The organism is Gemmatimonas sp. (assembly GCF_046594945.1).
Lineage (GTDB): Bacteria > Gemmatimonadota > Gemmatimonadetes > Gemmatimonadales > Gemmatimonadaceae > Gemmatimonas.
Map to the genome: position 1 here is coordinate 1 of NZ_JBKJRB010000165.1, position 14,142 is coordinate 14,142.

Sequence of the window (14,142 nt, forward strand, 5' to 3'; positions counted from 1 at the left end):
GTGAAGTCGTACGACGCAAAGCGAACGCTCGCCGTGCTCATGGCGGCGATGCCGGAGCATCGTCCGTCGCTCGAGAACGACGATCAGGTGTATGTGCAGGATCCGGACGGGGTACGCGTCCAGCTTGCCGATATCGGCTACAAGCGTTGACTCACCGCTCCCCTGCTGCCGGGTCGAGCTCCCATCGCGGCGGCGACCGTGAGCGGACGCTCCTCGGATGAACAATCCGATCGATCGCCTCACCACCGCCCTCGCCGATCGCTACCGCGTCGACCGCGAACTCGGTGCCGGCGGCATGGCCACGGTGTACCTCGCGCACGACCTCAAGCACGACCGCGACGTCGCGATCAAGGTGCTGCATCCCGACCTCGGCGCGGCACTCGGCGGTGAGCGGTTCCTCACCGAGATCCGCACGACGGCGCGCCTGCAGCATCCGCACATTTTGCCGCTGCTCGACAGCGGCGAAGCGGATACCCTGCTGTATTACGTGATGCCGCTCGTGCGCGGCGAAACGCTGCGCGCGCGCCTGGAGCGCGAACGGCAGCTGCCGATCGCCGATGCGCTGCGCATCGCGCGCGAGGTCGCCGACGCGCTCCAGCACGCGCATGCGCTGGGCATCATCCACCGCGACATCAAGCCTGAGAACATTCTGCTGCAGGACGGCCACGCACTGGTGGCCGACTTCGGCATCGCACTCGCGGTGCAGAGCGCCGGCGGCGCGCGCATGACGCAAACCGGCTTGAGTCTCGGCACGCCGCAGTACATGAGCCCCGAGCAGGCCATGGGCGAGCGCACCATCGACGCGCGCAGCGACATCTACGCGCTCGGTGCGGTCACCTACGAGATGCTGACCGGCGACGCGCCCTTCACCGGCTCGAGCGTGCAGGCGATCGTGGCTCGCGTGCTCACCGAGAAGCCGCCCTCGATCCGTACTGTGCGCGACACCGTGCCGCTTGCCGTCGAAGCGGCGGTGCTGCGCGCCCTCGCCAAGCTGCCCGCCGACCGCTTCGCCAGCACGAGTGAGTTCGTGGCCGCGCTCACGGCCAGCCCGCAACGCCCGGAGACAGATGCCGCAAGCACACGCGAGGGAGGTGCGGACTCGCGCCGCAGGCGGAAGCCGTGGCTCGTTGGGGCACTCGCAGTCACCACGGTCGCATCGCTCGCCGTTGCAGGCTGGGCGCTGATCCGCGCGCCCGTCGCCGCCGCCACCAACATGTTTGATGCCGCGCTCCCAGACAGTGCCCCCATGTCACCCGTTGCCGGGATTGGAGCGACCGGCTTCGGCGCGGCCAGCCGGCATCTTTCGGTATCACCACGCGGTGACTTCGTGGTGTATCCGGTGCTGCGCGGCGATTCCACCATGCTCTGGCGACGGAGCCTGATCGACGCCTCGGCGGTGCCAATCGCCGGCACGCAAGGAGGAAGCACGCCGCGCATCTCGCCTGATGGGCAGCGAGTCGCGTTCGTCGCTGGCACGCGCACGCTGCTGGTTCCGATTGGTGGCGGCGAAGCTCGCCGACTTATGGAAGGCGATCCCCCCGTCACGCTGGAATGGGTAACCGCCACCAGGCTCCTGGTTCTGCGCAATGACGGCTTCCGGATGGCCTGGATTGACGCCGAGGATGGAGTAGTCCAGGATCTGCCGAGCGGTACCCGCTGCGTCTTTGGCCAGTGGATGGCGGCTGAACGCAAGCTGCTCTGCAGCTTCAATGAGTCGGCGCAGGCTTTCGATCCGGAGACGGGCGAAATGTGGCCGCTGCGCACGGAAGGCGAAGACGGGAAGGCGGGTCGAGCCGTGAGCGGATCGACATTCCGGCTCATCGATGAGACGTACATGACCTTCCTCTCACTCGATGGCACACTCCGAGGTGCATGGTACGACAGCCGTACGCACACGCTGGGGCGCGCGGTTTCTCTCGTGAGCGGCATCAGGCGGAATGTGCTTGGCGCGAGTCAGTTCGATATCGCGGCCAACGGGCTGCTCGGCTACGCGCCGGCTGGCGCCGAACGTTTGGCCACCATGGTGGTGCGACGACCTGGCGCGGACGCTGTTCCGCTTCCGATAGAGCGCGGCGCGTTTCTCCGCTTCGACCTGTCCCGCGACGGACGGCGCATGGCCGCCGTCGTAGCCACACCCGAAGGAGACGAGCTGCGCATTTACGACCTGCGCAGTGGACTCAAGCAGGTCTGGCTCCGCGCCTCCACCATCCGAATGCCGCTGTGGAGCCCGCGCGGTGATCGCATCGTGGTTCGCGTGGAAAATGATAGCGTGGCAGCGCTGGTCATCGGTTCGCCCGACGCCTCCGGTGCTCCCGACACCTTGATGCGGCGCGTGGGTGATCAGGACGCGCTCGACGTGAACGATTTCAGCGACGATTCCACCATCATCGCGCGCGGAAGTCAGGTCCCGCTGGCATTCCGCATCAGGATGTCCGGTCGAGCGATTCGCATCGACACGCTGTCGAAGGATGGGTTCTTCATGACACGCTCGCCGGATGGCAAGCGACTCGCCTGGCACACGGCGCAATCCAATCAGCTCTTCGCCGGTACGTATCCTCCCGGCGCGCAGCAGCAGCAGGTCGCAATCGGCGGGGTCGAGCCTCTCTGGCTGTCATCGACCGAGCTGCTCTATCGCTCGAGTGTCATCTGGTACATGGCGCGCTTCGATGCGGTCACCGGCACGCTGATTGGTGCGCCGATTGAGTGGGCCCGTGACACACGCTTCGTGGATACCCCCGGCTGGTCCAATCGCCCGTCGTGGGACGGCGGCATTATTTACCTGCAAGGACCCGCGCAGAACGATGTGCGATACCTTCGCTTCATTCCTGACTTCGTGACGCGCCTGAAGGCCGCCGTCGATAGCGTGCGCAAATGAGCGCTTCGCAACAGAGACTCACCGTCGCCCTTGCCGACCGCTACCGCATCGAGCGCGAACTTGGTGCCGGTGGCATGGCCACGGTATACCTCGCGCACGACATCAAACATCAGCGCGATGTCGCGATCAAGGTGCTACACCCCGATCTCGGCGCGGCGCTCGGCGGTGAACGCTTCCTCACCGAGATCCGCACGACCGCGCGGCTGCAGCACCCGCACATTCTGCCGCTGCTCGATTCTGGCGAAGCGGACACGCTGCTGTACTACGTGATGCCACTCGTGCGCGGCGAAACACTGCGCGCGCGCCTCGAGCGCGAGCGGCAGCTGCCGATTGCGGATGCCCTGCGCCTTGCCCGTGAAGTCGCCGACGCGCTGCAGCATGCGCACACACAGGGCATCGTACACCGCGACATCAAGCCCGAGAACATCTTGCTGCAGGACGGGCACGCGCTCGTGGCCGACTTCGGCATCGCGCTCGCCGTGCAGAGTGCCGGCGGCGCGCGCATGACCCAGACCGGGCTCTCGCTTGGCACGCCGCAGTACATGAGCCCCGAGCAGGCGATGGGCGAGCGTACCATCGATGCGCGCAGTGATGTGTACGCGTTGGGTGCCGTCACGTATGAAATGCTCGTCGGCGAAGCACCGTTCACCGGGCCAAGTGTGCAGGCGATCGTCGCCCGCGTGCTGACGGAAGAACCGCGACACCTGTCGGTGCAGCGGAAGGCGGTGCCCGATGGTGCAGACTACGCCGTGCGGCGCGCCCTCGAGAAACTTCCGGCTGATCGCTTTGAAAGTGCAAAGGCGTTTGGCGATGCTTTGATGAATCCGGCCGCTCCGACATCGGCTGCGGCACGCGCTCGCCCGCAAACGGCGGGGCAGAGGAAGCGCTGGAGCGCACTGACCGCCTCGCTTGCTGGCGCGGCGCTGATAGCGACCGGCGTTGCCGCGTGGGCATTGCTTCGACAGCGCGACGAAAAGCGGGACGTCGGCCTCGAGCCCACCGCCCCCATGGGATTGGAAGGTACCACGCGCAAGATGACCGTGGCACACGACGGGTCGTTCATCATTTACGAGGCGAAGGTCGGCGAGAGCTCACAGCTGTGGTGGCAGAGCCTTCGCGGTGGTGGAGTGCGCGCCATATCCGGCACTGACGGGGCTACCGGTATGCCACGGCTCTCGCCGGATGACCAGCGCGTCGCGTTTGTCGCTGCGGGCGAACTGCGCATCGTGAGCGTGGGCGGCGGCGCACCCAAAACCGTCGCACGCGTGCAGGACCCGACGGGCGGCGGCTGGCTGACCAACGGCCAGATCTTCTTCGCAGACGAGGATGGCCGGACACTCCGGTGGATCGATCCGGAGACTGGGTCCGGCCGCGCGGACGCGGTGCAGCTCTGCCACAATGCGCAGGCACTCAGCGCGACAGAAGCATTGTGCGGCGGCGGCTCGTCCAAATCGGCGTACGCTCAGAGCCCGTCACAACCGACCGTGCGCCGATACTTACGTCGCACGTCGTCTGCCGGAAGCGCGGGGCCACCGATCATGCTCGGTTCCGACTTTCGGGTCGTGGACAGCACGTACCTCGTGTACATGGCGATGGATGGCACACTCAGCGCCACGCGTTTCGCCAACCGCGACTCACTCACGGTGGGTAAGTCGGTGGCACTGGTCCCCGGCGTGCGGCGCACGCAGTACTCAGGCACCGGCCAGTACGATCTGACTGACGACGGCACGCTCGTCTATCTGCCGGGAATCAATGCGGACGTTGGTCGCGTGGTGCGTTGGTCACGCGCCGAGGGCACGGTGGCGATGAACGTCGATCCAGCCACGCACCTGCGCTTCGCGCCGAGCCCGGACGGTCGGCGATTGGGGACGGTGGTGGAGGGAATTCAGCAGCAGGAGATGCGAATTTATGATGTGACGACCGGTGCCTTCGAAGTCGTGGAGAAGGGGTTTTTTCTGGGTGCACCGGGATGGAGTCCGGATGGGCGCAAGATTGCCTATCGCAAGCAAGAGTTTGCCAATCCAGAGATTGAGACGGTGTACCAGAGGCAGCTCGATTCTCCCGATGCGCCGCGTGTGCTCGTGACCGGTGCGTATCAGGCGCGCGAGGCATCGTATCTCGCCGACGATCTGCTGCTGCTCAGTGTGAACGGGAAGGACCAGCACAACTTCCTGGTGAATCCCACCGTGTCCCCCGTGCGCGTGGATACCCTGTCGCTCGGCGCGTATTTCATCGCCATCTCACCCGATCGGCGGTGGGTGGCGTACACGCTCGGTGGCACGCGCGGGTTGCTGTTGCAGCCGTACCCGGCGCTCGACAAGCGCTATCTGGTCGATGCCAGTGGCAACGAGCCGCTCTGGCGATCCGCCACGGAACTGCTGTACACCGCGCAGGAGCGCGGCATCCTGACCGTGAGGCGCGTCATGATCGACGGAGCGTCCACGACCTCGCCGGTGGGCAAGCCGGAGCTGCTGATCGCCGATTCGCGGTTCACCGAAACGCCCGGTTGGTCGCTCGGACGCATGCCGGGCGGCGGCATCGCGTACGTGCAATCGCCGTCGGAAAACCTGGGCTACTATGTGCGCGTGATTCCCAACTGGGTACGCGACATGAAGCGGGCCGTCGATGCGGCGAACCGATGAGCGGCCCATCGAAGAACGACGCGATGCAGCGTCTTACTGCTGCCGTCGCCGACCGCTATCGCGTCGAGCGTGAACTTGGGCAGGGCGGCATGGCCACCGTGTATCTCGCGCACGACCTCAAGCACGAACGCGACGTCGCCATCAAGGTGCTGCATCCCGACCTCGGTGCCGCGCTCGGCGGCGAGCGATTTTTAGCCGAGATCAAGACCACGGCCAAGTTGCAACATCCGCACATTCTCCCGCTGCTCGACTCGGGCAATGCGGGCGACGGACTGCTGTACTACGTGATGCCGCTCGTCACCGGCGAGACGCTTCGGGCGCGTCTCGACCGCGAGCAGCAATTGCCAGTAGAGGACGCGCTGCTGATCGCCCGCGAGGTGGGCGACGCGCTTGGCTATGCGCACGCGCTCGGCGTCATTCATCGCGACATCAAGCCGGAAAATATTCTCCTGCGCGACGGACATGCGCTGGTGGCCGATTTCGGTATCGCGCTCGCGGTGCAGACCGCCGCCGGTGCGCGCATGACGCAAACCGGATTGTCGCTCGGTACACCGCAGTACATGAGTCCCGAACAGGCGATGGGCGAGCGCAGCATAGACGCCCGAAGCGACTTGTATGCGCTGGCCGCGGTGACGTACGAGATGCTCGTGGGCGAGCCACCATTCACCGGGCCAACGGTGCAGGCGATCGTCGCGCGACTGCTCACCGAAACGCCGCGCAGCCTGTCGGCGCAGCGCAAGGCGGTACCAGAGAGCGTGAGTCACGCGGTCATGCGCGCACTGGAGAAACTGCCGGCCGATCGCTTCTCGACGGCCGCAGAGTTCATCGCTGCACTTCGCGCCGACGCGCCGACGCCTGCTCGCACATCCGCCACGAGGAGTGCACGACTCCGGGCTGTACCGTTGTGGGCATTACCTGTCGTGGGCGTTGTGACGTTGGTCATCGGTGCGCTCATCACGCCGAAAGTGACGTCGATGTTTCGCACGACGCCCGAAGTCAGCAAGCTCGTGCGCAACCTCACCGTGGCGTTGCCCGACTCGATGCAGGTGGCGTTCAAGGGAAGCGTTGAAGCGCCGGGCGGTCAGGGGTCGGTCACGATTAGTGCGGATGGACGCCGGATCGCGTGGGTTGGGGTCGCGGGCCTGAATAGCGCGGTCGTGCGGCTGTACGTGCGTGACATGGATTCGTACGCCATCTCCGCCGTCACGGGCAGCGAGGAGGCGTTTGCGCCATTCCTGTCCGACGATGGTTCGCGGCTCGCGTACTTCAGCGGCCCGGAATTACATGAAGTGAATCTGGCCAAGCGCGAAACACGCGTGCTCGCGCGCGGCCTCGTAAACGTGTATGGGGCGTCCTACGTGGGGAATGGTGGCATCCTGATCGCTACGGAAACGGGGCTGCTCACGCTGACCGCGTCGGGAGGGACGACCGGGAAGTTCGCGCGACCGTCGGTCGCGGACGGTGGGTCGTTCGGTCCGGTGAGCTTTCCAAGCGCAGTAGCTGGCGATCAGTTCGCGGTGGGACTCGTTCGCGGAGGGCCACTGGTGGTGGTATCGCTCGCCGACGGCGCGACCCGAACGATCCGTCCGTATGCCGGAGATACGGCGACGAGCATTTATGGTGACGCCCCCAAAGTTGCCGGTGGGCGCCTGTACTGGCATGTGCGCGATGCGGTGATGTCCGCGCAATTTGATGTCGACGGCGCGCGCATGACGTCCGAGCCGATGGTGGTGACGACGGGTGTTCGCGGCGATTTGTTCGGCGCGGCTGACTTCGACGTAGCAGATGATGGCACCGTGGTGTTCGTGCCCGGTGCCGACGCGGCCATTGGTCATCTCGCGTTCCTCGACCATCAGGGTGACGTGGACACACTCGCCGTGCCACCGGCCGATTACTCGGGGTTCGACCTGTCGCCCGATGGGCAGTCACTGCTGACCAAGTCCATCTCCGCGGCGGGCGCCACCGAGCTACGCCTGTTCAATGTCGCGCGAGGTGCGGGGACCAATGTCGCGCGAGGTGCCGGGACCCTGGTTGACGTCGGCGCTGGCGCCATCAGCCAGCCCGGCTGGCTCGCTGATGGCCGTTCGATTCTTGTGTCTGTGGCGCCGAACGGCATCGCCTCAGCGCGACTGCTCCGTGCAACGACTGACGGGCGTGCGCGGCCGGATACGATCATGTCCGGTGGTCTCGACCGATACGCCGTGGCACCGCGCGTGGGCCTTGTGATCGCACAGGTGACACGGAACCGGTCCCCCAACCGCTACCTCACCGACGATGCGGCTATGGACACCAGGCTCTATGCCAGCCGCGACGGCGGCGCGTTCACCGAGCTCCCGTCTCTGCGCGGCCTGTTGAGCCCCTCGCTCTCACCGGATGGGCGCTGGGTCACGTATGAGCGATACCAGAGCGCCGACGCGACGATTTTCATGGAACGGTTCCCACTCGACGGTCATCCGGTGCGCGTACCAGGCCGTGGTTACGAAGCGTATTTGTCTCCGAAAGGAGGTCGGCTGTTCTATCGCGTGGGCTCCGGGATCATGCAGGTACCGCTCACCTTCACACCAAACGGCGTGACGTTCGGTGAGCCGACGATGTGGGTGACATTTTCGTTTGCCGACTTCATTGGTCGAGCCTACAAGATCGCCAATGACGAACGCGTGCTCGTGAAGCTGTTGCCGAGCACGAAGCCGCAGGGGGAGATTCGGGTGGTGATAAGAAGTTGACGCGACGTCGCCTCGCACTGTTTTCTACGATCGGCCACTGCCGTTCGCGTTGATATCTCCAATCCTCAATCACATGCTCTCGATACATCGCATCCGTCTCCTCGCCACACTTGCGCTGGTCGCGGCCGTTACGAGCCCACCTCACAGCGCCATGGCGCAGAAGCGGCCAGCCACCGCCGCGTCTGCGAAAGGTGATCCCCGCATCGCACGATTGAAGGCTGAGCTATCGGCAGCCATCGATGCCAATGCGAAGCTCGCACAGGTCATGACGGATCAAGTGTTCTCCTTCGGCGAACTTGGTATGCAGGAAGTCGAAACGTCGAAGTATCTCACCGGCGTGCTCGAGGAACACGGCTTCACCATTACGCGCGGCGTAGCGGGCATACCCACGGCGTGGGTTGCGCGCTGGGGCAGCGGCAAGCCGGTCATCGCACTCGGCTCCGACATCGATGGCATTCCGCAGTCAGGACAGAAACCGGCGGTGGCGTTCCGCGACTGGATTGTGCCCGGATCACCCGGTCATGGTGAAGGACATAACAGTGGTGTGCCGCTCAACATCCTCGCCGCACTGGCGGTGAAGGACATCATGACGCGCGAGAAGATGTCGGGCACCATCGTGTTGTGGCCGGGCGTCGCCGAAGAACAGCTGGCGAGCAAGGCGTATCTGGTGCGCGCCGGCGTATTCAACGACGTGGACGCCAATCTGTTTGCGCATGTGAGCGACGAGTTTGGCATCTCATGGGGCGACGAGCCGTTGCTCAGTCTCATCTCCGCGCAGTTCAAGTTCAAAGGGTCGAGCGCGCACGCCGCCGGAGCTCCGTGGCGTGGCCGGAGCGCCCTCGATGCCGTGATGGCCATGGCCAACTCGTGGGAGTATCACCGCGAGCACATGGAGCTCAGCCAGCGTTCGCATTACGTGATCACCGACGGTGGCGATCAGCCCAACGTGGTGCCGGCAACGGCCGCCATCTGGTTCTTCTTCCGAGAACGCGACGCCGAGCGTGTGACGAAGATGTTCGGCGACGCGAAGCAGATCGCGCGCGCGGCAGCGCAGGCCACGTTTACCGAACTCGATTCGGTGCAGGTGATCGGCTCCGCGTGGCGCCCACACTTCAACAAGCCGATTGCCGAAGCGATGCACGCCAATGCGCGGCAGGTGGGCACGCCCAAGTGGGACGCCAATGACCAGACGATGGCGAAAGCCGTGCAGAAGATGCTGAGTTGGCCCGATAGCGGCTTGCGCACCACGGTGCCGCCGCTGCGTACACCGGACGAAGCGGCCAAGGCCTCGAGTGGCACCGGCAGCGATGACATCGGCGACGTGACGTGGACGGTGCCATCGGTGACGCTCTACTATCCCGCCAACATTCCTGGGACACCCGGGCACAACTGGGCAGACGGCATCGCGATGGCGACGCCCATTGCGCACAAGGGCGTGGTGGCCGGCGCCAAGGTGCAGGCGATGACGCTGCTTGATCTCATGATCCAACCCACGCTGGTGGTGGAAGCCAAGCGATACTTCACCGACGTGCAAACGAAGACCGTGAAGTACGCCCCGCTCATGGCGCCCACCGACATGCCGGCAATCTGGCTCAACGCCGAGAAAATGGCGCGTTACCGCGACCAGATGCGCCCTTTCTACTATGACCCCAAGCGCTTCGACAGCTATCTCAAGCAGCTCGGGATCGCGTATCCCACCCTCGCGCCGAAGACGCCGTAAACCACCTCGGAGGAGAGACGGGCACGACCATCGAGGCGGTGGGATCAGTAGTACCGGCCCAGACGTAAAATGAGGGCGTGCGGATGGGGCGGATTTCTTCGAGTCTCTGATCGTGTCGCCGGCGGCGAAGATCTCGGTGCTTGGCGACGCGGCGATCGCGGCAGAGCTGATCGTGCCGGCCAACGTCGTCGGCATGCCCGACGTGACCCAGATGCTCTTCTTCCCGGTGGACCGCATGGACACCCGATGCTTTGACGACACGGTCGCCGCACGAGGCGCGCTCCGTCGCGCATGCGACGGCCTCGCATTCGGTACGATCGTTGAGGCGCAGGGGACGTTTCGTTACATGCCGAAGCTCGCGTCGGTCGGCGTGAAAAGCAGGCGCCTGATCGAGCTGGACTACGATCCGACGTCCGGCATCACTGTGAAGTCGGCGCTGGAGGCAAACTCGGTGGCGCAACACGCTGGTGTCGTCGGTCAGCGCAGCCGCCGAAGGATAGACGACATGGCGTGAGTTGTCGCAGCGCGACTTGAGTACGGGTGTCTACCCACCGTTCGAAGCAATCGCCGCGATCGGCGCAAGGCGTGACAACGCCCGGGCCGCGTGCCAATATGGACGTCTGCGACGCGAGCGTTCCCCTTGCACGGACGGATCCCATGTGGCACGACCTCGGCCCCGTTGAGGAGTTCACCCACGCGCCGCTCACGTCCGCGATGATCGGGCGGCTCAAGGTCGTCGTGACTCACCAGGGCGGGCAGTTCGGCGTCCTGAACGGTGTGTGCAACCATGCCGGCGGCCCACTGGCCGATGGCCGCCTCGACGGCGAGTACGTCGTCTGCCCATGGCACCACTGGAAGTATCACTGCCGTACCGGTCAGGGCGAGCCGGGCTATGAGCAGGACGCGGTTCCGCGCTACGACGTGCGCGTCGAGGGAGGGCGCCTGCAGGCCTCTGCGGAGCCCGTGACCAAGCGATCGCGCGGGGACCATCCGACGCACCCACTCGCGCGTGCCGTCGAGCGCGCGCCGGGGCCGGTCCGCGTCGTCGGCATCTCCACCACCAACATGGACGTGGCGTACCCACGCTATTCCACGAGTGATGCCCTGCTGGAGATCGCCATGGCCGAGGCCGCGCAGTTGGGCGCCGAGGCAAAGACGATTCGCCTCGCGGAGCTCAAGTTCCGCCCGTGCGAGGGCTACTACTCGAAGAGTGCCCACGCCTGCACTTGGCCGTGCTCCATCACACAGATGGACCCCACCGACCAGATGGACCGCGTGTACGAGGCCATGGTGCACTGGGCCGACGTCATCATCGTCGCGACGCCCATCCGTTGGGGAGCCGCCGGATCGCTGTACTATCGGATGGTGGAGCGCATGAATTGCGTCCAGAACCAGACGACGATCGCCAATCGCGTGTTGCTGCGGAACAAGGTGGCTGCCTTCATCATCACCGGCGGGCAGGACAACGTGCAGGGCGTCGCAGGCCAGCTGCTCGGTTTCTTCGGCGAGATCGGTTGCCACTTTCCCCAGTTTCCGTACATCGCCCACTCGCGCGGGTGGACGGCCGAAGACATGGAGAACAACATCGAGATCGTGAAGCACAGCAAGGAGCTGCGCGACGGCGCTCGTGCGCTCATGGCGCGAGCAGTGGACCACGCGCAGCTGTTGCTTGACCACGAGCACTCGCCCCACGCGATGGAACGCGGCGGTCGGAAGGCCCACCGTCTCGTGCTCGAAGAGATCGGCGATGACGCTGGACCAGCGAAGCCCTAGCCGCCCACCAAGGCTCGGCAGGCCGCGAGGCCCGATGCGAGAAAGGCGTATACCGGCGCCGCCTGCGCGGTGGCGTCCCCCTGCACGCGCGAGCCCGGCAACACCGCGCCGATCCACTCGCGGGTGTGCCAGTGGCCGCCGCCCGCGAGCGTTGCTGTGAGCTGTTCGGCGCGCGGCTGCGGGTGTGCGTTCAGGTACAGGTGCGGCTCGTCGTAGTGCGTGTCACCGCTCACGAGGCCCACCGCCACCGACCCCTGCTCGCCTGCTGCGGGATGCGAGACCAGCGCGTCGATGCGCTATCCCACCCGAGCGTGGTGTCAGGCGAACCTCATCGGGAGCGGGCAGGCCCCGTCACGTTGTCAGGCATCACGATGCGCGCGGCGTTCGTCTAGTGTGCGGTTCCGTACCGTGACATCCCGAAAACGTTCATGCCGGGCGGCAATCGAACGCCAACGTATTTATGGACGTCCCGCAAGGGCGATGCCGGGGAAGCGCGGTCGCCACTGGCGAACGGGACATGCCGCAGATGATAGGTATGCGTGGTCCCCGTGCGAGCAGACAACACGCTGGAGTCTGCTCGCACCAACGATCCGGCGTGCGATGCAGGGTCGCTAGCGTGCCGGGTTGTTGGTGAGAACCACCGCGTTGTGCTTCCGCTGTCGACTGGGCGCCACCGACGGTACGAGCGCTTCCTTCGCGCGCGGTATGGCCTTACCCTGCCGCGACGTGACACCGTTCGACAGGAGCGTAAACACAATTGAAGTTTCCAGCATGTCTGTGGAAAACCAAAGTAGAGGCACAGCGGTCATTGTCTTGCGAATGAAGACGGTCGACGATGACCGTTCGCCGACAAACTTCGTGAAGAGAAACAGGAAGGCCAACAATGTCAGTGGGAGAAAGCCAGCAGTCGTGCGCGAGCCCTTCACGCGAGATGAAGACTGGCACCGGGGGAGAGCAATCGGCCCACGCGGTGCAGCGCAATGCGCCAGACGATCAGCTACCGCGGCAGAATCGCGTTGTTCACGTCGGCCACGACCGACACTGCCGGCGTCACGTTGCGCCACATCGCGACGAGTCCGATCACATCACACCGGATGTGACACCAAAGCCACGAACCCAACGAGGCAGTCGCCGATCCGATCACGCTACGGCGCTGAAGCGCACGAACACGAGGTTCAGCAGCAGCTCGCTGAAACATTCGCCGACGTAGCGACCGAGCATCCTCACGCGCGCCGACCTCGCGCGCCCGTTGCCGTCGGCGAACTCCGCCCGCTTCACCGTGTTCGAGCCGCACGCCGACGCGTTGCTAGCCGGGCTCGAGTCCGCACGGTCTATGGTCAGTCGCGTGCCCTCACCACGCGACTGAAGGGACGAGTGCCCTCGGTTGGGTGAAGTGGCATCCGAGCTGGCCATGAGTGCACGCAATCTGCAACGGGCGTTGCACGCCGAGGATTGCCCGTATCAGCCAGTGCTCGATGAAGTGCGCAGTGAATTGGCGCGTCGATACCTCGCGGATGAAGCCAACTCCGTGAGCCAGGTGTCGTTTCTGCGGGAATTCTCGGAGGCCGCCGCTTTCCATCGTGCGTTCACGAAGTGGACGGGGGTGACGCCGGCAGTCGCGCGCAAAGTCGTTGGCTCGCGCCTGCTGCGAGTCGTCGAACGAGCAAGTGCGACGAGAACGATCCACTCAGCGCTGAACACCGACTTTCTCCTCTAGCCCTTCGTCAGCAACGCCAGCAGCTTGCGCGCAGCGTCGGCGGACGACGCCGGATTTTGGCCCGTCACCAACTTGCCATCGGTCACAACGAAGACGGCCCAATCGTCTCCCTTGTGGTAGTGGCCGCCATTGGCGTTCAGCATGTCTTCCACCAAGAACGGAACGACGTCTGTCAGGCCCGCGGCCGCCTCCTCTGTATTGGTAAAGCCAGTCACGTCCCGCCCGAACACGAGAGGCTTGCCGTCAGTGCCCTTGGTGTGCTTGAACACCGCCGGCGCGTGGCAGACTGCGCCAATGGGACGGTCGCTTGCGGCGAATGCCTCGATGAGTTCCCTGCTGTTGATGTCCTCGGCGAGATCCCAAAGCGGGCCGTGGCCGCCGGGGTAGAACACCGCGTCGAAGCCATCGGCGGAGACCGTGGAAAGCACAGCCGTGTGCGCCAACGCCTTCTGGGCGACCTCATCGCCCTTGAATCGCGTGGTATCCGCAGTTTGCGCGTCCGCTGTGTCGCTCGATGGATCGAGCGGTGGCTGGCCACCCTTGGGCGAGGCTAGCGTGATATCTGCGCCAGCGTCCTTGAAGACGTAGTACGGCGCGGCGAATTCCTCGAGCCAGAACCCGGTCTTTTTGCCAGTGTTGCCGAGTTGGTCGTGCGAGGTGAGCACCATGAGAATCTTCATCGGTATACCGCC

At 65.1% G+C, this 14,142-nt stretch carries 11 protein-coding genes; 7 read left to right on the plus strand and 4 right to left on the minus strand.

The genetic code is table 11. The annotated features are described in order from the left end of the window. Positions 1-217: 217 nt before the first annotated feature. The 6 genes from ACLL97_RS19640 to ACLL97_RS19665 all read left to right on the plus strand — a co-directional run bounded on the left by ACLL97_RS19640 (position 218) and on the right by ACLL97_RS19665 (position 11,733). A complete protein-coding gene (locus ACLL97_RS19640) occupies positions 218-2,875 on the plus strand; it encodes a protein kinase domain-containing protein (RefSeq protein WP_411282177.1) in 2,658 nt (885 codons plus the stop codon). Beyond that, positions 2,872-5,517 carry a protein kinase domain-containing protein gene (locus tag ACLL97_RS19645; protein WP_411282178.1) on the plus strand — a complete coding sequence of 882 codons (2,646 nt, stop codon included), beginning with the start codon at positions 2,872-2,874 and terminating at the stop codon, positions 5,515-5,517. The genes ACLL97_RS19640 and ACLL97_RS19645 overlap by 4 nt, the downstream gene beginning before the upstream one ends. A gap of 23 nt (positions 5,518-5,540) precedes the next feature. Continuing rightward, entirely contained in the window at positions 5,541-8,240 is a 2,700-nt protein-coding gene (locus ACLL97_RS19650; RefSeq protein ID WP_411282179.1) for a protein kinase domain-containing protein, read from the plus strand. A 73-nt stretch (positions 8,241-8,313) separates the two neighbouring features. Beyond that, positions 8,314-9,960 (plus strand): amidohydrolase, encoded by a 1,647-nt coding sequence (locus ACLL97_RS19655; protein ID WP_411282180.1) that lies wholly within the window; start codon positions 8,314-8,316, stop codon positions 9,958-9,960. A gap of 112 nt (positions 9,961-10,072) precedes the next feature. Beyond that, positions 10,073-10,474 carry a hypothetical protein gene (locus ACLL97_RS19660; RefSeq protein ID WP_411282181.1) on the plus strand — a complete coding sequence of 134 codons (402 nt, stop codon included), beginning with the start codon at positions 10,073-10,075 and terminating at the stop codon, positions 10,472-10,474. 143 nt (positions 10,475-10,617) lie between these two features. Continuing rightward, a complete protein-coding gene (locus tag ACLL97_RS19665; protein ID WP_411282182.1) occupies positions 10,618-11,733 on the plus strand; it encodes a Rieske 2Fe-2S domain-containing protein in 1,116 nt (371 codons plus the stop codon). On the opposite strand, the gene ACLL97_RS19670 is transcribed toward ACLL97_RS19665, so the two are convergent. The 3 genes from ACLL97_RS19670 to ACLL97_RS19680 form a co-directional block, all read right to left on the minus strand. Beyond that, positions 11,730-11,981 (minus strand): hypothetical protein, encoded by a 252-nt coding sequence (locus tag ACLL97_RS19670; RefSeq protein WP_411282183.1) that lies wholly within the window; start codon positions 11,979-11,981, stop codon positions 11,730-11,732. The genes ACLL97_RS19665 and ACLL97_RS19670 overlap by 4 nt on opposite strands. Before the next feature lie 363 nt (positions 11,982-12,344). Next, positions 12,345-12,506 (minus strand): hypothetical protein, encoded by a 162-nt coding sequence (locus ACLL97_RS19675; protein WP_411282184.1) that lies wholly within the window; start codon positions 12,504-12,506, stop codon positions 12,345-12,347. A 367-nt stretch (positions 12,507-12,873) separates the two neighbouring features. Next, complete coding sequence (locus tag ACLL97_RS19680; RefSeq protein WP_411282185.1) at positions 12,874-13,146, minus strand: hypothetical protein; 273 nt, start codon at positions 13,144-13,146, stop codon at positions 12,874-12,876. On the opposite strand from ACLL97_RS19680, the gene ACLL97_RS19685 reads away from it, so the two are divergent. Continuing rightward, positions 13,145-13,450, plus strand: a complete 306-nt coding sequence (locus tag ACLL97_RS19685) for a helix-turn-helix domain-containing protein (RefSeq protein WP_411282186.1) — start codon at positions 13,145-13,147, stop codon at positions 13,448-13,450. The genes ACLL97_RS19680 and ACLL97_RS19685 overlap by 2 nt on opposite strands. On the opposite strand, the gene ACLL97_RS19690 is transcribed toward ACLL97_RS19685, so the two are convergent. Beyond that, a complete protein-coding gene (locus tag ACLL97_RS19690) occupies positions 13,447-14,130 on the minus strand; it encodes a type 1 glutamine amidotransferase domain-containing protein (protein WP_411282187.1) in 684 nt (227 codons plus the stop codon). The two genes, ACLL97_RS19685 and ACLL97_RS19690, sit on opposite strands and share 4 nt — an antisense overlap. Positions 14,131-14,142 lie beyond the last annotated feature (12 nt).